The organism is Thioclava kandeliae (genome assembly GCF_040297545.1).
Taxonomy (GTDB): domain Bacteria; phylum Pseudomonadota; class Alphaproteobacteria; order Rhodobacterales; family Rhodobacteraceae; genus Thioclava; species Thioclava kandeliae.
Genome location: NZ_JAYWLC010000001.1, coordinates 360,861 through 378,601 on the forward strand (window position 1 = coordinate 360,861; position 17,741 = coordinate 378,601).

At 62.5% G+C, this 17,741-nt stretch carries 17 protein-coding genes and 1 pseudogene; 3 read left to right on the forward strand and 15 right to left on the reverse strand.

Going from position 1 to position 17,741, the window contains the following annotated elements:
- From nuoI to VSX56_RS01805, 14 genes and pseudogenes are all read right to left on the reverse strand, one after another.
- Window positions 1–492 carry an NADH-quinone oxidoreductase subunit NuoI gene (gene nuoI / locus VSX56_RS01740; protein WP_339112192.1) on the reverse strand — a complete coding sequence of 164 codons (492 nt, stop codon included), beginning with the start codon at window positions 490–492 and terminating at the stop codon, window positions 1–3.
- Window position 493: 1 nt separating this feature from the next.
- Window positions 494–1,531 carry an NADH-quinone oxidoreductase subunit NuoH gene (nuoH, locus tag VSX56_RS01745; RefSeq protein WP_339112191.1) on the reverse strand — a complete coding sequence of 346 codons (1,038 nt, stop codon included), beginning with the start codon at window positions 1,529–1,531 and terminating at the stop codon, window positions 494–496.
- Window positions 1,532–1,554: 23 nt separating this feature from the next.
- Window positions 1,555–1,956 carry a YNQ4 family lipoprotein gene (locus VSX56_RS01750; protein ID WP_350934394.1) on the reverse strand — a complete coding sequence of 134 codons (402 nt, stop codon included), beginning with the start codon at window positions 1,954–1,956 and terminating at the stop codon, window positions 1,555–1,557.
- Between the two features lie 9 nt (window positions 1,957–1,965).
- On the reverse strand, window positions 1,966–3,963 hold the full coding sequence (gene nuoG, locus VSX56_RS01755) for an NADH-quinone oxidoreductase subunit NuoG (RefSeq protein ID WP_350934396.1): 1,998 nt from the start codon (window positions 3,961–3,963) through the stop codon (window positions 1,966–1,968).
- Window positions 3,964–4,026: 63 nt separating this feature from the next.
- The gene (locus tag VSX56_RS01760; protein ID WP_339112189.1) at window positions 4,027–4,323 is read right to left on the reverse strand and encodes a hypothetical protein; all 297 of its coding nucleotides are present in this window, start codon (window positions 4,321–4,323) and stop codon (window positions 4,027–4,029) included.
- 17 nt (window positions 4,324–4,340) lie between these two features.
- Window positions 4,341–5,636 (reverse strand): NADH-quinone oxidoreductase subunit NuoF, encoded by a 1,296-nt coding sequence (gene nuoF / locus VSX56_RS01765; protein ID WP_339112188.1) that lies wholly within the window; start codon window positions 5,634–5,636, stop codon window positions 4,341–4,343.
- Window positions 5,637–5,738: 102 nt separating this feature from the next.
- Window positions 5,739–6,497, reverse strand: coding sequence for a helix-hairpin-helix domain-containing protein (locus tag VSX56_RS01770; RefSeq protein WP_350934398.1), 759 nt, complete (start codon window positions 6,495–6,497; stop codon window positions 5,739–5,741).
- Window positions 6,498–6,558: 61 nt separating this feature from the next.
- Window positions 6,559–7,431 (reverse strand): annotated as a pseudogene (nuoE, locus tag VSX56_RS01775) (NADH-quinone oxidoreductase subunit NuoE); the annotation flags it as partial.
- Entirely contained in the window at window positions 7,431–8,669 is a 1,239-nt protein-coding gene (locus tag VSX56_RS01780; RefSeq protein ID WP_339112185.1) for an NADH-quinone oxidoreductase subunit D, read from the reverse strand. The gene VSX56_RS01780 and the pseudogene nuoE, both read right to left, overlap by 1 nt.
- 28 nt (window positions 8,670–8,697) lie before the next feature.
- On the reverse strand, window positions 8,698–9,324 hold the full coding sequence (locus tag VSX56_RS01785) for an NADH-quinone oxidoreductase subunit C (RefSeq protein WP_350934403.1): 627 nt from the start codon (window positions 9,322–9,324) through the stop codon (window positions 8,698–8,700).
- Window positions 9,325–9,336: 12 nt separating this feature from the next.
- Window positions 9,337–9,870: a NuoB/complex I 20 kDa subunit family protein gene (locus VSX56_RS01790; RefSeq protein WP_339112183.1), complete on the reverse strand. Its 534-nt coding sequence runs from the start codon at window positions 9,868–9,870 to the stop codon at window positions 9,337–9,339.
- Complete coding sequence (locus tag VSX56_RS01795) at window positions 9,861–10,226, reverse strand: NADH-quinone oxidoreductase subunit A (RefSeq protein WP_339112182.1); 366 nt, start codon at window positions 10,224–10,226, stop codon at window positions 9,861–9,863. Before VSX56_RS01795 ends, VSX56_RS01790 begins: the two co-directional genes overlap by 10 nt.
- A 410-nt stretch (window positions 10,227–10,636) precedes the next feature.
- Window positions 10,637–11,830: a DegT/DnrJ/EryC1/StrS family aminotransferase gene (locus tag VSX56_RS01800; protein WP_350934405.1), complete on the reverse strand. Its 1,194-nt coding sequence runs from the start codon at window positions 11,828–11,830 to the stop codon at window positions 10,637–10,639.
- 60 nt (window positions 11,831–11,890) lie between these two features.
- Window positions 11,891–12,565 (reverse strand): HAD family hydrolase, encoded by a 675-nt coding sequence (locus VSX56_RS01805; RefSeq protein ID WP_350934407.1) that lies wholly within the window; start codon window positions 12,563–12,565, stop codon window positions 11,891–11,893.
- A gap of 139 nt (window positions 12,566–12,704) precedes the next feature.
- On the opposite strand from VSX56_RS01805, the gene glmU reads away from it, so the two are divergent.
- From glmU to VSX56_RS01820, 3 genes are read left to right on the forward strand one after another with little or no spacing between them, the layout of a single operon-like run.
- Window positions 12,705–14,039, forward strand: coding sequence for a bifunctional UDP-N-acetylglucosamine diphosphorylase/glucosamine-1-phosphate N-acetyltransferase GlmU (glmU, locus tag VSX56_RS01810; protein WP_339112179.1), 1,335 nt, complete (start codon window positions 12,705–12,707; stop codon window positions 14,037–14,039).
- A 3-nt stretch (window positions 14,040–14,042) separates the two neighbouring features.
- On the forward strand, window positions 14,043–15,857 hold the full coding sequence (gene glmS, locus VSX56_RS01815) for a glutamine--fructose-6-phosphate transaminase (isomerizing) (RefSeq protein ID WP_350934409.1): 1,815 nt from the start codon (window positions 14,043–14,045) through the stop codon (window positions 15,855–15,857).
- On the forward strand, window positions 15,854–16,774 hold the full coding sequence (locus VSX56_RS01820) for a DNA alkylation repair protein (RefSeq protein WP_350934412.1): 921 nt from the start codon (window positions 15,854–15,856) through the stop codon (window positions 16,772–16,774). The genes glmS and VSX56_RS01820 overlap by 4 nt, the downstream gene beginning before the upstream one ends.
- 116 nt (window positions 16,775–16,890) lie before the next feature.
- Here the strand turns inward: VSX56_RS01820 and VSX56_RS01825 are convergent, their stop codons facing one another.
- Entirely contained in the window at window positions 16,891–17,664 is a 774-nt protein-coding gene (locus tag VSX56_RS01825; RefSeq protein WP_350934414.1) for a gamma-glutamyl-gamma-aminobutyrate hydrolase family protein, read from the reverse strand.
- Between the last annotated feature and the right edge of the window lie 77 nt (window positions 17,665–17,741).

Here is a 17,741-nt window from a genome sequence, read left to right on the forward strand (position 1 = left end):
TTACCTGTAGGGGGCGTCGATTTCGATATTGCGGGCGATCTCGGCTTCCCAACGGGCGCCGTTATCGAGAAGCTTGGCCTTGTCGTAGAAGAGTTCCTCGCGGGTCTCGGTCGAGAACTCGAAATTCGGGCCTTCGACGATGGCATCCACAGGGCAGGCTTCCTGACAGAAGCCGCAATAGATGCATTTCGTCATGTCGATATCGTAGCGCGTGGTGCGGCGCGAGCCATCGGCGCGGGGTTCGGCATCGATGGTGATCGCTTGCGCGGGGCACACGGCCTCGCACAGTTTGCACGCGATGCAGCGCTCCTCACCATTGGGATAGCGACGCAGCGCATGTTCGCCACGGAACCGCGGCGAGAGCGGCCCCTTCTCATGCGGGTAGTTCAGCGTGGGCTTCGGGCTAAAGAAATACCGCATACCAATGCCGAAGCCTTTGATGAAATCGACAAGCAGGAAGTATTTCGCGGCGCGGGCATAATCGAATGCCATATCAGCCTCCAATCGCGAAGCGGGCCCAGAAGGCACCGAGGATTTCGAATTTCGCCAGGAACGAGATCACCACGACCCAGCCCAGCGAGAGCGGAAGGAACACCTTCCAGCCGATGCGCATCAGCTGGTCGTAGCGATAGCGCGGCGTGATGGCTTTCACCATGGCGAACATGAAGAACCAGAAGACCATCTTCAGGAACATCCACAAGACGCCATCGGGCAGACCAGGGATCGGCGAGAGCCAGCCACCGAAGAACAGGATCGAGATCAGCGCACACATCAGCCAGATCGCGATATATTCGCCCGCCATGAAGAGCAGATAGGGGGTGGAGCTATATTCCACCATGAAGCCCGCAACCAGTTCGGATTCCGCTTCCGGCAGGTCGAAGGGCGGGCGGTTCGTCTCGGCCAGTGCCGAGATGAAGAACAGCGCGACCATCGGCAGATGCGGCAGCCAGTACCAGTTAAAGAGGCCGAACGAGCCATCCTGCGCGCGCACGATATCGGACAGGTTCATCGAGCCGGTCGAGATGATCACCCCGATGATGATCAGACCGATCGAGACCTCGTAGGAGATCATCTGTGCCGCCGAGCGCAGCGAGCCCAAGAACGGATATTTCGAGTTCGACGCCCAGCCGCCCATGATCACGCCGTAAACCTCGAGCGAGGAGATCGCGAAGACGAAGAGGATCGCCACATTGATATCGGCCAGCACCCAGCCATCGGCCATCGGCACCACGGCCCATGCCAGAACGGCCAGCACCATCGACATCAAGGGCGCAAGGAAGAACACGAATTTATCGGCACCGGCGGGAACCACGATCTCCTTGAGAACGTATTTCCCCGCATCGGCGAAGGTCTGGAACAGACCCCACGGACCGACAACGTTCGGACCGCGGCGCATCTGCACCGCTGCCCAGATCTTGCGGTCGCCATAGACCAGAAAGATCAATGCAACCATCACGAAGGCGATCAACGCGACCGCCTGCAGGAGGATGATCACGAATGTGCCAAAGGGTGTAGCGATAAACTCGGCCATGGTGTTCCTCAGATCGCCTTCTCTTAAACCGTCGGGATGCCGCGATCCGCGCAATCGGAGACCGTTACTTCGGCATCGATGGTGCGCAGGCCCCGCGGCAATGCGGGTGAAATGGTGTATACGGCATCTGCCCGCCAGAAACCGTCTTTGTCATCAAGGGTCGTGCGGATATGCCGCGCGAACCCGAAGCCCCTGATCAGGGAATATTGTGCCGCCGCACAGGCCGCGAATTCGGTCGCAGCCTCCGCATCGGCGCCCGGACCGCCAACCGATGCACGGAATTCCACAAGATCATCCTGCAGAAGCCGCGTCTCTACCGGCTGATAGGTCACCCCCTTGCGCGCCGCCTTGGCCGAGGCACAGCCCGACAGTCCGGCGCTAAGGCCGGCGGTCAGGAGCGCGATCTGGCTAAGGCTGGAGCGCATCGGATGTCCTTATTCCGCCGCGAGCGGCGCGTTGGCGCGGGCCTTGGCACTGGCGGACAGCTCCGCCATCAGCACCGAAGCCCGTGCGATCGGGTTGGTCAGGTAATAGTCGCGGAACGCCGGACGGAAGGTCGCTCGGCCCATGTCGCGGGTCTCGAGGGCCGTCCATTCGCTCTCGACGATTTCGTCGACGCGCGCCAGATGCGGCACGGCCGACACCATCGCGCGGCGAAGCCCCGCCAATGTGTCCCACTCCTGCTTGGCGTTCAGCTCGGCTGAAAGCGCCCGCAGGATCGCCCAGTTCTCCTTCGCCTCACCCGGCGGGTAAGCGGCGCGGAAGGCAAGCTGCGGACGGCCTTCGGTATTCACGAAGAGACCGTTTTCCTCGGTATAGCAGGCCGAGGGCAGGATGATATCGGCGCGGTTGGCGCCACGGTCGCCATGGCTGCCCTGATAGATGACCAGCGGGCCACCCTCGGAACGCGGCGCGATCTCGATCTCGTCGGCCCCGAGGTTATAGATCACCTCGGCGCCCTCGATCGCGACCGGCAGACCGCCTTCCGTGACCGCGCCCACATCCATTGCGCCCACGCGACCAGCCGCAGTGTGCAACACCAGCATCTTCGCGCCCGTGGCCATGACAGCGGCGATCACCGCCTCGCCATCGGCCTCGTTCACGGCGCCCTGCCCCACGATCACCAGCGCGCCCTCGCCCACCGACAATTCGGCCAGCGCGGCACGGTCGGTGCCGAGATGCGTATAATCATAGGTCAGATCCGACGCTTCGCCGATCACCCTGATCTTCGCGCCGTTCAGCCAGGCCTTGCGGATTCGGGCATTGAGCACCGGCGCCTCGATACGCGGATTGGACCCGAGTATCACGATGTCCTTGGCGCCATCGATATCGGCAATCGCGGCATTGCCGATATAGGCCGAGCGGTTGCCCACGGGCAGACGCGCACCATCGGTGCGGCATTCCACGCGGCCACCTTGCGCCTCGATCAGCTGTTTCAGCGAGAAAGCGGCTTCCGTCGAGGCCAGATCACCGACCAGACCGGCAACTTTCTTGCCCCTGATCGCCTCGGCCGCCGCCGAAAGCGCCTCGCCCCAGCTTGCAGGGGTCAGCTTGCCGTCTTTACGGATATAGGGTTTGTCCAGACGCTGGCGTTTCAGACCGTCCCAGACATAGCGCGATTTATCGCCCAGCCATTCCTCGTTCACCGCATCATTGTTGCGCGGCAGGATGCGCATGACCTGACGGCCCTTGGTATCCACGCGGATGTTCGAGCCAAGCGCATCCATCACGTCGATGGACTCGGTCTTGGTCAACTCCCACGGACGGGCGGTAAAGGCATAGGGCTTCGAAACCAGCGCGCCCACGGGGCAGAGATCGACGATATTGCCCTGAAGATTGCTGTCGAGCGTCTGATCGAGATAGGAGGAAATCTCGCTATCCTCGCCACGGCCCGTCTGGCCCATCTGGGAAATGCCCGCAACCTCGGTCGTGAAGCGCACACACCGGGTGCAGGAGATGCAGCGGGTCATATGGGTTTCGACCAGCGGCCCGAGGTTCAGCTCGGTCGCGGCGCGTTTGGGCTCGCGGTAGCGCGAGAAATCAACGCCGTAAGCCACGGCCTGATCCTGCAAGTCGCATTCGCCGCCCTGATCGCAGATCGGGCAATCGAGCGGGTGGTTGATGAGCAGGAACTCCATCACCCCTTCGCGCGCCTTCTTCACCATGGGCGATTTGGTCTTCATGACCGGCGGCTGGCCCTCGGGGCCGGGACGCAAATCACGCACCTGCATCGCGCAGGAGGCGGTGGGTTTAGGCGGACCGCCCACGACTTCTACCAGACACATCCGGCAGTTACCGGCAATCGACAGGCGCTCGTGATAACAGAACCGCGGCACTTCGATGCCTGCTTCCTCGCAGGCCTGTAGAAGTGTCAGGCCGCCATCCACCTCGTAATCGGTGCCGTCGATATTGATCTTTCTGAGGTCTGCCATGTCACAATCCGTCAGTCTGCTCGGGCGCGGTCATCCGCGCGGTGATATCTGTGCGAAGGGCCATCACTTACAGCCCCCCGGGAAGATCCAGGACCCGTCCTCGAACCGGTCATCCAGACCCGAATTCACGCCATTCGGGCCGCACCAGCCATTGACCGTCCGCTTGGCCTCGATGCCCTCATCGGCGCGGAAGGGCGTGGCCACCCGCTGCACGATCAGCCCCGAAGGCGATTGGGCGATCTGGTAGCCCTGCGGCACCCCGCGCGACACCGGAACCGGTGTCTCGGGGGCCACGAGCGGCTTGGTGTCACAGGCGGCAAGCGCCAGAAGCGCTGCCCCCAATGCCATACCGCGGGCCATATGTCCGGTCGTCACATTCATTCGGCTGCAAACGCCCCCATGCGGCCGGTCTTGCGAGCCTTGATCCGGTCCTCAATCTCCTCGCGGAAATTGCGGATGAGACCCTGGATCGGCCATGCGGAAGCGTCGCCAAGCGCGCAGATCGTGTGGCCTTCGACCTGTTTGGTCACCGATTGCAGCATGTCGATCTCTTCGATCTCGGCATCGCCGGTCACCAGACGGTCCATCAGGCGGCTCATCCAGCCGGTGCCCTCACGGCAGGGCGTGCACTGGCCACAGCTTTCGTGATGGAAGAATTTCGACAGGCGCGCCACGGCTTTGATGACATCGGTATTCTGATCCATGACGATCATGCAGCCGGTGCCGAACACGGTCTGTTTCTCGCGCATGCCGTCGAAATCCATGATCGCGTCCTCGCACATGGAGGCCGGCAGGATCGGACAGGACGCCCCGCCCGGAATAACCGCCTTGAGGTTCTTCCAGCCGCCGCGCACGCCGCCGCCATGTTTCTCGATCATCTCGCGCATCGACAGGCCCAGGGTCTCCTCGACGACACAGGGCGTGTTGATATGGCCCGAGAAACCGAAGAGCTTCACGCCCACATTGTTGGGGCGGCCGAAGGACGCGAACCACTCGGGGCCACGACGCAGGATGGTGGGGGTCACGGCGATGGATTCGACGTTATTGACGGTGGTGGGGCAACCATAGAGACCCGCGCCTGCGGGGAATGGCGGCTTCATGCGGGGCATGCCCTTCTTGCCTTCGAGGCTTTCCAGAAGCGCCGTTTCCTCGCCGCAGATATAGGCGCCGGCCCCGTGATGCAGGAACACATCGAACTGGTAGCCCGAACCGCAGGCATTCGGCCCGAGGAAGCCCGCATCATAGGCCTCATCGATCGCGCGCTGCAGCGCCTCTTTCTCACGGGTATATTCCCCGCGCTGGTAGATATAGGCCGCGCGCGCGCCCATTGCGTAACCGGCAACCAGCGCCCCCTCGACCAGCGTATGCGGGTCATGACGCATGATCTCGCGGTCCTTGCAGGTCGCGGGTTCAGATTCATCTGCATTGATCACGAGGAAGGACGGACGCCCGTCGGTTTCCTTGGGCATGAAGGACCATTTCAGACCCGTCGGGAAGCCCGCGCCGCCACGGCCACGCAGGCCCGATGCCTTGATCTGGTCCACGATCCACTCGCGACCATTGGCCAGAAGACCGGCGGTATTGTCCCAATGCCCACGCTTCATCGCGCCAGCAAGCGACTGGTCATACATCCCGTAGAGGTTGGTAAAGATCCGATCCTGATCTTTCAGCATGTCACTTTCCTCACTTCCGCGGCCCTCATGGCCGGATATTGCCGGACTTCCGGCGGCAGATGCGCCGATCCGACCAGCGCGGTATACTCGTCGAGCTTGCGCTCAGTAATCATTCGTCTTTGCGCGTTCCAGAAAGGCATCCTTGCCCTCCTGCGCGATCACTTTGGCCTGTTCGACCCATTTGTCCCGCGTGCAGCGCCCTTTGAAACGCGGCACATTGGCATCGGCATAGGCCACCTCGTCGGGGCCCCATCCGGCGATCTGGTCGTAATGCCAGATGCCCCATGCGTTCAGCCGCTCTTCCAGTTTCGGGCCGATCCCCTCGATCAGCTTCAGATCGTCGGCCTGTCCTCCGCGCGGCGCCTCGAGCCCCACAGGGGCGACACCTTCGCCGCTGGCCTCCTCGGCCTCCGCATCTTCCTCGTCGGGATCATGCCAACCGGGCTGGTCCTTCTGGTGACGGATGCGGCTTTCGGCCTCGGCGGCCGTGATATCGACCTTGTCCATATGCACCTTGGCCTGCCCCTCGGCCGCCTCGAGATCCGCATCCAGCGTCTCCTTCAGTTCGGCTGCCGGCTCGCTTTTATGCGTATAAGCGAGGACCGCATCATGACCAACCGAATGGGCAGGCGGCACCGCACGCGCGGCCAGCCCCACCTCGATCTCCGCTTCCTGAAGATCGAGCGTTCCATCCACAAAAGCCCATTTCAGGAAACCACGGAACAGGAAGAACCCGATCAACCCGATAAACAGCGCCGCCAGAAATCCCGTGCCAAGATTGAACAGAAACAGGACAACGCCCAGAACAGCGCCCCAGAGAGTCACTGTTTGTCGCGCTTGGCTCTTCATTTCGTTCAGCATCTCATTAGGCCTTTCAGGCTGCGGCATGCCCTATCGCGGGCGGTTAAAGCGGCTTGGAATCTTCGGTCGGTTTTCCTTTGGACGTGGCCTCGGCCTCTTGTTCGGTGATGCCGGTGCTATCTGCGGGTATGCCTTTGGCGGGGCGCGGACCACGGGCAGCGGCCTGCTGGGCGGCGGTCTTGGGGCGCGGTTCCGCCCCCATCAGACCCACCGGCCCGATCTGGCCATTCACCTTCCAAGGCGCGGTCAGCTCGACCTCGGTCCCGTCGATCTTTTTCAGATAGGTGCCGTATTTCAGGGCGATGGAGGTCGTCGCATTATGCTCTTCCCTATCGCCTTCAACCTCGACACAGGCGTTCGGCCCCGAAAGCGGCTCGGAGGAGAACCGCCCCTTGCGCGAGCCGGGCACCGGGCGCTCCCCCGCTTTCAGCTGGTCGATCAGCTCACCGATGCTCTCTTCCGAGAGATCCTCGTAGTAATCGCGGCCGATCTGGGCCATCGGCGCATTGGCGCAGGCACCAAGGCACTCGACCTCTTCCCAGGACAGCGTGCCATCCGCCGACAGCTCGTGCGGATTGGGCGCGATCTTTTCCTTGCAGACCTTCATCAGGTCCTCGGACCCGCAGATCATGCACGACGTGGTGCCGCAGATCTGGATATGCGCGACCGAGCCCACAGGGGCCAGATGGAACATGAAGTAGAAGGTCGCAACCTCGAGCGCGCGCATGTAAGGCATCTCGAGCATATCGGCGACATATTCGATAGCCGGACGGCTCAGCCAGCCCTCCTGCTCCTGCGCGCGGAACAGCAGAGGAATGATGGCCGATGCCTGACGCCCGACCGGATATTTGGTCATCTGCGCCAACGCCCATTCATGGTTGGCAGGCGTGAACTCGAAGCTCTCGGGCTGTTCGTGATGTAGACGGCGAAGCATTAGCGGTCGACCTCCCCGAACACGATATCCATCGTGCCGATGATTGCGGCCAGATCGGCGAGCATGTGCCCCCGTCCGACATAGTCCATGGATTGCAGGTGCAGATAGCCTGGTGCGCGGATCTTGGCGCGGTAGGGCTTGTTGGTGCCGTCGGATTTGAGGAACACGCCGAATTCGCCCTTGGGCGCCTCGACGGCGGCATAGACCTCGCCCGCCGGCACCTTGAAGCCTTCGGTATAGAGCTTGAAGTGGTGGATCAGACTCTCCATCGAGGTCTTCATATCGCCGCGCTTGGGCGGCGTGATCTTGCCACGCGCCAGAATATCACCCTTTTCCACGCGCAGCTTGTCGAGCGCCTGACGGATGATCTTCACCGACTCGCGCATCTCGGCCATGCGGACGAGATAGCGGTCATAGCAATCGCCGTTCTTGCCCACCGCCACGTCGAAATCGAATTCGTCATAGCATTCATAGGGCTGGCTGCGACGCAGATCCCATGCAAGCCCCGAGCCGCGCACCATCACGCCGGAATAGCTCCAGTCGATAATGTCCTGCTCGGTGACGATGGCGATATCCACATTGCGCTGCTTGAACACGCGGTTCTCGGTGATCAGCGTGTCGATATCGTCCAGCTTGGCGGGGAATTCCTTCGCCCATGTGTCGATATCCTCGATCAGCTCGGGCGGCAGATCCTGATGCACGCCGCCGGGCCGGAAATAGGCCGAGTGCAGACGCGCGCCACAGGCCCGCTCGTAGAAAATCATCAGCTTCTCGCGTTCCTCGAAGCCCCAGAGCGGCGGCGTCAGTGCGCCCACATCCATGGCTTGGGTCGTCACGTTCAGCAGGTGGTTGAGCACACGCCCGATCTCGCAGAAGAGCACACGGATCAGCGAGGCGCGGCGCGGCACCTCGGTGCCGGTCAGCTTCTCGATCGCGAGGCACCACGCATGTTCCTGATTCATCGGCGCAACATAATCGAGCCGGTCGAAATAGGGCAGGTTCTGCAGATAGGTGCGGCTTTCCATCAGCTTCTCGGTGCCGCGATGCAGCAGGCCGATATGCGGGTCCACACGTTCCACAATCTCGCCGTCAAGCTCGACCACCATCCGCAGAACGCCGTGCGCGGCAGGGTGCTGGGGACCGAAATTGAGGTTGAAGTTCCGGATACGCTGCTCGCCGGTCAGGGCGTCCTGCGTGCCGTCATCATAATGGTTCTGCCGGATATCGCCGTCCATCATGCGCCCATCTCCATGCAAATCTTGGCCATTACTTCGCCCCCTTCTCGTCGCCCGGAAGGATGTATTTCGCCCCTTCCCACGGGCTGAGGAAGTCGAACTGGCGGTATTCCTGAACAAGCTTCACAGGCTCGTAGACTACGCGCTTTTGCACCTCGTCCCAACGCACCTCGACATAGCCGGTGGTGGGGAAGTCCTTGCGCAGCGGGTGGCCACGGAAGCCGTAATCGGTCAGCAGGCGGCGCAGGTCGGGATGGCCCGAGAACAGGATCCCGAACATGTCGAAGACCTCGCGCTCGAACCAGTTGGCGCATCTATGCACCTCGGTGATCGAGGGGACCATCTCGTCGGCGCGGACCTCGGCCTTCACGCGGATGCGCTGGTTGCGATACATCGACAGGAACTGCCAGACGATATCGAAACGCTTGGCGCGCTGCGGGTAATCCACCGCCGTCAGATCGGTGAGCGAGGAGAACATGCAATTGGGGTCTTCCTTGAGGAAGGCCACGAAATTCGCGATCCCCGAAAGCGTCACATTCACCGTCAGCTCGCCAAAGGCGATTTCGGTCGAGAGCACGTCATCGGGACGGCGCATCTCGATATGCGCGGCCAGCTCGGCCAGCGCATCGGTTTTGGTATCGGTTGCGTCAGTGGTCATCTGCGTCCCTCCTCAGCGCACCAGCGTGCCGGTGCGGCGGATCTTGCGTTGCAGCTGCAGCAGCCCGTAGAGCAGCGCCTCCGCCGTGGGCGGGCAGCCCGGCACATAGATATCCACGGGCACGATGCGGTCACAGCCGCGCACGACCGAATAGCTATAGTGATAATAGCCACCACCATTCGCGCAGGAGCCCATCGAGATCACATAGCGCGGCTCGGGCATCTGGTCATAGACCTTGCGCAAAGCGGGCGCCATCTTGTTGGTCAGGGTGCCTGCCACGATCATCAGGTCCGACTGGCGCGGGCTGGCGCGTGGCGCCATCCCGAAACGTTCCACGTCATAGCGCGGCATCGATACCTGCATCATCTCGACGGCGCAGCAGGCCAGTCCGAAGGTCATCCAGTGCAGCGAGCCATTGCGTGCCCAGTTGATCACATCCTCGGTGGAGGTCAGCAGGAAGCCTTTGTCCTGCAACTCCTTGTTGATCGCTTGCGTGGCGAATTCCTTGTCCACGGCGGCGGTATTGGCAGAGGTCATCACGCCCATTCCAGCGCCCCTTTCTTCCATTCATAGGCAAAGCCCACGGTCAGCACGGCCAAGAAGACCATCATCGACCAGAACCCCGTCATCGACAGATCAGCAAAGGACACAGCCCAAGGGAAGAGGAAGGCCACTTCCAGATCGAAGATGATGAAGAGGATCGAGACGAGGTAGAAGCGCACGTCGAATTTCATGCGCGCATCGTCAAATGCATTGAAGCCGCATTCGTAGGCCGACACTTTCTCGGGGTCGGGATTGCGGATCGCGATGACCGCAGCAGCCCCCAGAAGCAGAAGCGCCAACGCAATGGCAACGCACAAAAAGATGAGGATGGGAAGATATTCGCGCAGGTAGTCGTGCACTGTCTGGCTCCCTAGACTCGCGACGTATCGTCGCGCCGGTTCAAGCTGCGGTGAGCAATAGACGTGTGTCGCACCGGGGTCAACAGATGTCGGGGTAATTTCGTATCTTTCGAGGCATCCGGCCCTCCGGCCCGGTCACGAAAAAACGAATATCGACAATAAGATCCGGTTTATACCTCGCCGTCCAACTCCCCTTTCAGGATATGATATGACAGCTAGCGGGCAAGCGTGAATCGACCGTTTATGACGAAATCTTTTCGTGAAAAAGATGTATCGATTAACCCTGTTTCTGCCAAACAACTCGTTTCGCTTGAAAAAATGCCTCTTGAACTTTTTATAAAGCCGTCCCATCTCAGGCGGTTTTTTACAAAATTACTGAGCATCGCTAGGATTTTATGCACAATCTTGGGTTATATCACCGGCGTTTTTAACAACTCCGCGCGAATGATCCGCGAAATCAGCGAGATATCCTCGGGATCGAAGCTCAATGGCAGGCGCATATCGACCAGGGTATCGAGCACCGCCCCTGCCCGCGGCAGATCTGCCTCGGGCACATAGCGCCAACTCTCATGGCGGGAGGTAAAGCCCATCGGCTCGCGCGCGCCGAACCATTTCAGCTCCACGCCGCGCGCAAGGCAGCGGGTGATGAAATCCACCACCATCGCGGCAGAGAACCCCGGCAGCCGGAACTGGAAAGACGATCCCACAAAGGATTCGGCCTCGGGCCGCGCGACGAGTTGCAGCCGCTCGAGATCTGCAAGCCCCGCTTCCATCCGCCGGTAAAGCACATTCCAGCGTGCGATCTGCGCGGGCAGATCGGCCAGCTGCGGGCGCAGGATTGCGGCGCGCAGGTTGTCCATCCGCCCCGACACATTGGGCGTGTCATATTTCAGATGCTCGAAATATCCGTTTGCCGGAGCGGCACGATGGCGGGGATAGAGCATATAGCTTCCCGACAGCAGGATCGCCCGCGCCATCAACATCGGATCGTCGCTGACGATCAGCCCGCCCTCCCCCGAATTCATATGCTTGTAGGTCTGGGTCGAATAGCAGCCGATCAGCCCATGCCGCCCGGAGGGCGTGCCCTTCCACGCCGCGCCCATCGTATGCGCGCAATCCTCGATCACCGTCAGCCCGTGGCGCCCGGCAATCGCCATCAGCCGGTCCATGTCACAGATATGGCCGCGCATATGGCTGAGCATCAAGACCCGCGCCTGATCCGCCTTGGCCTCCAGATCGTCGAGATCGATCACCAGATCCTCGGTCACCTCCACCAGCACCGGCACGCCGCCAACACTCGCAATCGCACCCGGCACTGGGGCGAGTGTGAAAGCATTTGTCAGCACCTTCTCGCCGTGTTTCAGCTCGATCGCGCGTAACGCACAGGCCAGCGCATAGCCCCCCGAGGCCACAGCCAGCGCAAAGCGCGCCCCGGTAAAATCGGCAAACTCGACTTCCAGATCGGCCACCTCACCATGCTCGCCCGGCAATGTGTTGTAGCGGTGGAGCCGCCCGTGCCGCATCACCTCCACCGCGCGGGCGATCGCCGCCTCCGGCAGGGGCTCCTGCTGGGTGAAGGGCTTTCGGAAGATCTCGTCGCTCATATGCGCGTCCTCTGGCGATGCGGTTCTGGCCTTGCGAATATCAATGCAGCATTTGCACCCTCAGGCAAGTTTCGGCAGCAACTGCGCCACAAGATTGGGTAGGATCGCATAGCTGGCCATCGACGCCTCGGGCTTGAGCCGCAGGATCTCCTCTCCCTCGGGGCCGAAGGTCACCAGCACACAGGGCACGCCCACGGCCTCGGCCGTCTTGCGGTCGGTCACCGTATCGCCGATCAGGATCGAGCGCCCCACATCGCCGCCCGCCTGCACGACAGAGGCGATATAGGGTGCGGGGTCGGGCTTGCGGGTAGGCAGCGTATCGGCACCGATCAGCGCATCGAAGAGCGGCGCGATGCCTAGCTCCGCCACCAGCTTCACGGCCAGTGCCTCGGGTTTATTGGTGCAGATCGCGGTCTTGTAGCCCGCCGCGCGGAGTGCCTCGATGGCTGCGCGCGCGCCCGGATAGAGCTGCGTATGAACGCAGATATGCTGGTCGTAATGGCCAAGGAGAGCTTCGAAGTCCTCCTCGATCGCGGCCTCGATATCGGCAATCCCCGCCCGTTCGAACCCCTCGCGCAGCATCGCACGCCCGCCATGGAAGGCGATGAGCGCATCCGCCTCCGGATCGAGCCGCGCCTCCAGACCGCGTTCGGCAAAGCAGGCATTGGCCGCCGCCAGAAGATCGGCCGAGGTATCGGCGAGCGTTCCATCCAGATCGAAGACTACGGTTTCCATCTTGTCCTTCCTGCCCCGCTACCGAGGGCCAATTGAAACACGGCGAAAGACGACGTGATGATCAGGCACCTTGCGGCGCGTCCGACTATGGGTAAAACGGGGATGAGCAGAAGAAAAGGCCAGAAGAAAAGGCAGACCCATGGCGAACGCGCTGATCATCCTTGCCGCAGGGCAAGGCACCCGCATGAATTCCGACCTGCCCAAAGTGCTGCATCAGGTGGGCCGCGCGCCGCTGGTGGCCCATGCGCTGGCCGCAGGGCGCGCCCTCGATCCCGAGCGCGTGGTGACCGTCACCGGCCACGGGGCCGAGCTGGTCGAAAAGGCCGTAGCGGAATGGGCGCCCGAGGCACAATGCGTGCGTCAGGACGAACAGCTGGGCACCGGCCATGCCGTGGCGCAGGCCCTGCCCCATCTTGATGGCTATCATGGCCGGGTGATCGTGCTCTATGGCGACACCCCCTTCATCCGCCCCGAAACGCTGGAAGCGATGGCCGAGTCGGATGCCGCCGTTACCGTGCTGGGGTTCGAGGCCGAGGATCCGGGCCGCTACGGGCGGCTGGTAACCCATGGCCATGCCCTCGAGCGGATCGTCGAATACAAGGACGCCACCGAGGAAGAACGCGAGATCACCCTGTGCAATTCGGGTGTCATCGCCTGCGATGCGGTGCTGCTGACCGAGCTGGTGCAGGGGCTGGGTAATGACAATGCGGCGGGCGAATATTATCTCACAGATATCGTGGGCATGGCGCGGGCGCGCGGGCTGACCACCGAGGTGGTGACCTGCGACGAGGAAGAGACGCTGGGCATCAATACCCGCTTCGAGCTTTCCGTAGCCGAGGATCTGTTCCAGGACCGCCAGCGCGCCGACGCGCTCGAGAACGGCGTGAGCATGGTCGACCCCTCCACCGTCTATTTCGCGCTCGACACCTATCTGGGGCGCGATGTCACCGTGGGGCCGAATGTCGTCTTCGGCACCGGCGTCACCGTGGAATCGGGAGCCGCCATCGAGGCCTTCTGCCATCTGGAAGGCTGCCATATCTCGCGTGGCGCGACGGTCGGGCCCTTCGCCCGCCTGCGTCCCGGCGCGGAACTGGCCGAAAACGTCCATGTCGGCAATTTCGTCGAGGTGAAGAACTCCTCGCTCGCCGAGGGCGTGAAGGTGGGCCACTTGACCTATCTGGGCGATGCCGAGATCGGCGCGCGCAGCAATATCGGCGCGGGCACCATCACCTGCAACTATGACGGCGTCTTCAAGCATCGCACCGTGATCGGTCAGGATGCGTTCATCGGATCGTCGACAATGCTGGTCGCCCCCGTCACCGTCGGCAATCAGGCGCTGACCGGCTCGGGCTCGGTCATCACCGAGAACGTCCCCGACGAGGCGCTGGCCATCGCCCGCGGCCAGCAGGTCAACAAGCCCGGTCTTGCAGCAAAACTCATGGCGAAGCTGCGCGCCGCCAAAGCGAAAGGCTGAGATATGTGCGGAATCATCGGCGTCCTCGGCACGCATGAAGTCTCCCCCCTACTGGTCGAAAGCCTCAAGCGGCTGGAATATCGCGGCTATGACAGCGCAGGCATTGCCACGATCAACGAGGGCCGCCTCGACCGTCGCCGCGCGGTGGGCAAACTGTGGAACCTCTCGGATCTTCTGGTCCACGAACCGCTGCCGGGCAAATCGGGCATCGGCCATACCCGCTGGGCCACCCATGGCGCGGCCACAGTGGCCAACGCGCATCCGCATCGTTCGGGTCCGGTGGCGGTGGTCCATAACGGCATCATCGAGAATTTCCGCGAGCTGCGGGCCGAGCTGGCTGAAGCCGGCATCACCCCCGAGACCGAAACCGATACCGAAACCGTCGCCCAGCTGACCCGCCTGATGATGGATCGCGGCATGGCGCCGCGCGAGGCCGCTGTCGCCACGCTGAAAAAGCTCGAGGGTGCCTTCGCGCTTCTGTGGCTCTTTGACGGTGAGGCCGATCTGATGATCGCCGCCCGCAAGGGCTCGCCTCTTGCCATCGGTCATGGCGATGGCGAGATGTTCGTGGGCTCGGATGCCATCGCGCTTTCGCCGATGACCGACCGTATCACCTATCTCGAAGAGGGCGATTACGCCTTCATCACCCGTGCGGGCGCCGAGATCTTCGATCACGAGGGCCGCCGCGCCAATCGTGACGAGGCCCGCATCGATCTGGGCCAGACCCGCGTCGAGAAAGGCGGTTACAAGCATTTCATGGCCAAGGAGATCGCCGAACAGCCGGTGGTTCTGGCCGATGCGCTGACCCATTATCTGCAGGGCGATACGATCAACCTGCCGGAAACGGTCGATTTTACGGGGATCGAACGGCTGACCCTTGTGGCCTGTGGCACCGCCTTCTATGCCTGCCAGACCGCGAAATACTGGTTCGAGAAACTCGCGGGCATTCCCTGCGAGATCGATGTGGCCTCGGAGTTCCGCTACCGCGAACCGCCGATGCCTGCCCGTTCGGTCGCGCTGTTTGTCAGCCAGTCGGGCGAGACCGCCGATACGCTGGCCGCCCTGCGCTATTGCAACGAGAAGGTCGAGAAGACCATCGCCGTCATCAATGTGCCGACCTCGACCATGGCGCGCGAGGCCGATATCGCCCTGCCGATTCATGCCGGTATCGAGGTGGGCGTGGCCTCGACCAAGGCCTTTACCTGCCAATTGCTGACGCTGGCCGTGCTGGCACTGAAGGCGGGGCTCGACCGCGGCCATCTCAGCCCCGAGGCGGCCCGTAAACATATGGAGGCGCTGCGCGCCCTGCCCGGCCTGATGAATGCGGGCCTCGGTATCGGGGAGCGCATCGCCGAGCTGTCGAACCAGCTGGCCGAAGCGCAGGATATCCTCTTCCTCGGGCGCGGTCCGCTTTATCCGCTGGCCATGGAAGGTGCACTGAAACTCAAGGAAATCAGCTATATCCACGCCGAAGGCTATGCCAGCGGCGAGCTGAAACACGGGCCTATCGCTTTGATCGAGCGCACCGTGCCGGTGATCGTCTTCGCCCCCCATGACGGGCTCTTCGACAAGACCGTGTCGAACATGCAGGAGGTCATGGCGCGCCATGGCAAGGTGCTGCTGGTGTCCGATGCCCAAGGTCTGACCGAGGCCTCCGAGGGCACATGGGCCACGCTGCAACTGCCGGAAGTGCTTGAACCATGGGCGCCGATCCTCTATGCGCTACCAGCTCAGCTTCTGGCCTATCACACCGCCATCGCCAAAGGCACGGATGTGGACCAGCCCCGCAACCTTGCAAAATCGGTGACTGTCGAATGAGCCGCAAACGTGGGGGCCGCAAAGGCCCCAAACCCGAGATCCTTCAGGATGATGGCACCCGCTTGCCCCCCGAGGAAGCCGCAAAACTCAGCGCCGAGGCCGCGGCTTACGCCGCCTCCGACGCCGATTACGAATATTTCGAGGAAGAGGCAGAGGCGGAGGATGCCCTGCCTCCGCCCACGATCGAGGACGCGCTCTATGCGCTCGAGGCATGGACGGATGCCGATCGCGCCGCCCAGATAAAGGCCCAGACCGGCACCAGCTGCCGCGTGATCGGCGTCACGGCGACCGGCATCACCGATATGGCCGCCATGTGGCGCGAGGCGCTCGACAATGAGGGCCGCGTGAGCCTGGCCCACGAGCTCTGGCAATCAGGCATCTTTGAGGCCCGCATCGCTGCCGCCAAGTTGCTGACTCAGGCGCGGATGCGCCCTGACGATATGGCATGGCAACTCCTGACCCAATGGATCGAGGAGGCCGATTGCTTCGCGCTGATCGATGCGCTGTGCAAACCGGCTGCCAAACGCCTGCAGGGCAATCTGGCGCGCCTGAGCCAGCTCGATGCCTGGGCCGCCGACGGCCAGCCGACCCTCTCCGGCGATCTCGAAGAAGACGAGCTCGATGATGACGCAATCGAACCACGCCAAGGCCCTGTCGGTCCGAAGATCGCGATCTTCCTGATGACGCGCCCCTATACCAAGCTGCGCAATCCCAAGCCCGAAGACCACCGCGTGCAGGACCATCTGCTGACGCTGGCGGCACGGCTTGCCCCCGGCGCTCCGGTCGAGCTGTCGCGTGCCATCGGGCGCTGGTTGGCGGATCTGGCCAAATTCGAACGGGCCCGTGTGGAACATTTTCTCGCCACGCAGGAACATCTGCCGCGCACGCTGCGCCGCGAGGCCCAGAACGGTCTCTGAGCATTCCAGCGTCTCTAAATATCCTCGGGGGATGAATTTCATAGTCCCCGACTATGAAAGAAGGGGGCGAGATCGCCCCCTTTTCCACATCAGCCGGTTCCGCATCGGCAGCCGGATCACGCGACTTTTGCCGCACCCCGCCGCGCCATGGCCCAGGACCGCACCGCATGGCCGAAGGCCTCGAAAAGCGGCCGAGAGACCGGATCTTGCGCCGCGCGATGTTCGGGATGCCATTGCACCGCCATCGTGAAGCCCGGCGCGTCCTTCACATAGATCGCTTCCATCGTGCCGTCCTCGGTGCGGCCCTCGACCACGATCCGCGGACCGGGGATCATGATCCCCTGCCCGTGCAGCGAGTTGGTCTCGACCTCCTCTGCCCCGAAGATCCGCGCAAACCGCCCGCCCGGCGTCAGCTGCACCAGATGACGGTTGGAGAATCCCTCATCGAGCGGCACATCCACCGGCATCCGGTGATTGCGCCGGCCCGGCAGCTCACGGATCTCGGGATGCAGCGTCGAGCCCATCGCCACCGCGATCTCCTGAAACCCGCGGCAGATACCGAAGACCGGCTGGCCGGTGGCCACACAGGCGCGCACCAGCTCCAGCGCGATGGCGTCGCGCTTGCGATCGAAGGTGCCATGCGCCTCGGTCTCCTCATCGCCATATTCTGACGGGTGCACATTGGGCCGCCCGCCCGGCAACAGGAACCCGTCACAGGTCTCCATCAGCTCGGCCACGGTCATCCAGCAGGGATCGGGCGGGATGATCATCGGGATACATCCCGAAACCTCCGCCACCGCATCGCAGACCATCGTGCCCACCTCATGGACGGGATAGCGATCATTGATCAGTCCGGTATTTCCGATGATGCCTACGATGGGTCTGGTCATGCCTGCTCTCCTTTGACGGACAAGCTAGGCAGTCCGGCTACGCAGGAAAAGGCCTCAAATGCGCAGCAAATGTGCGC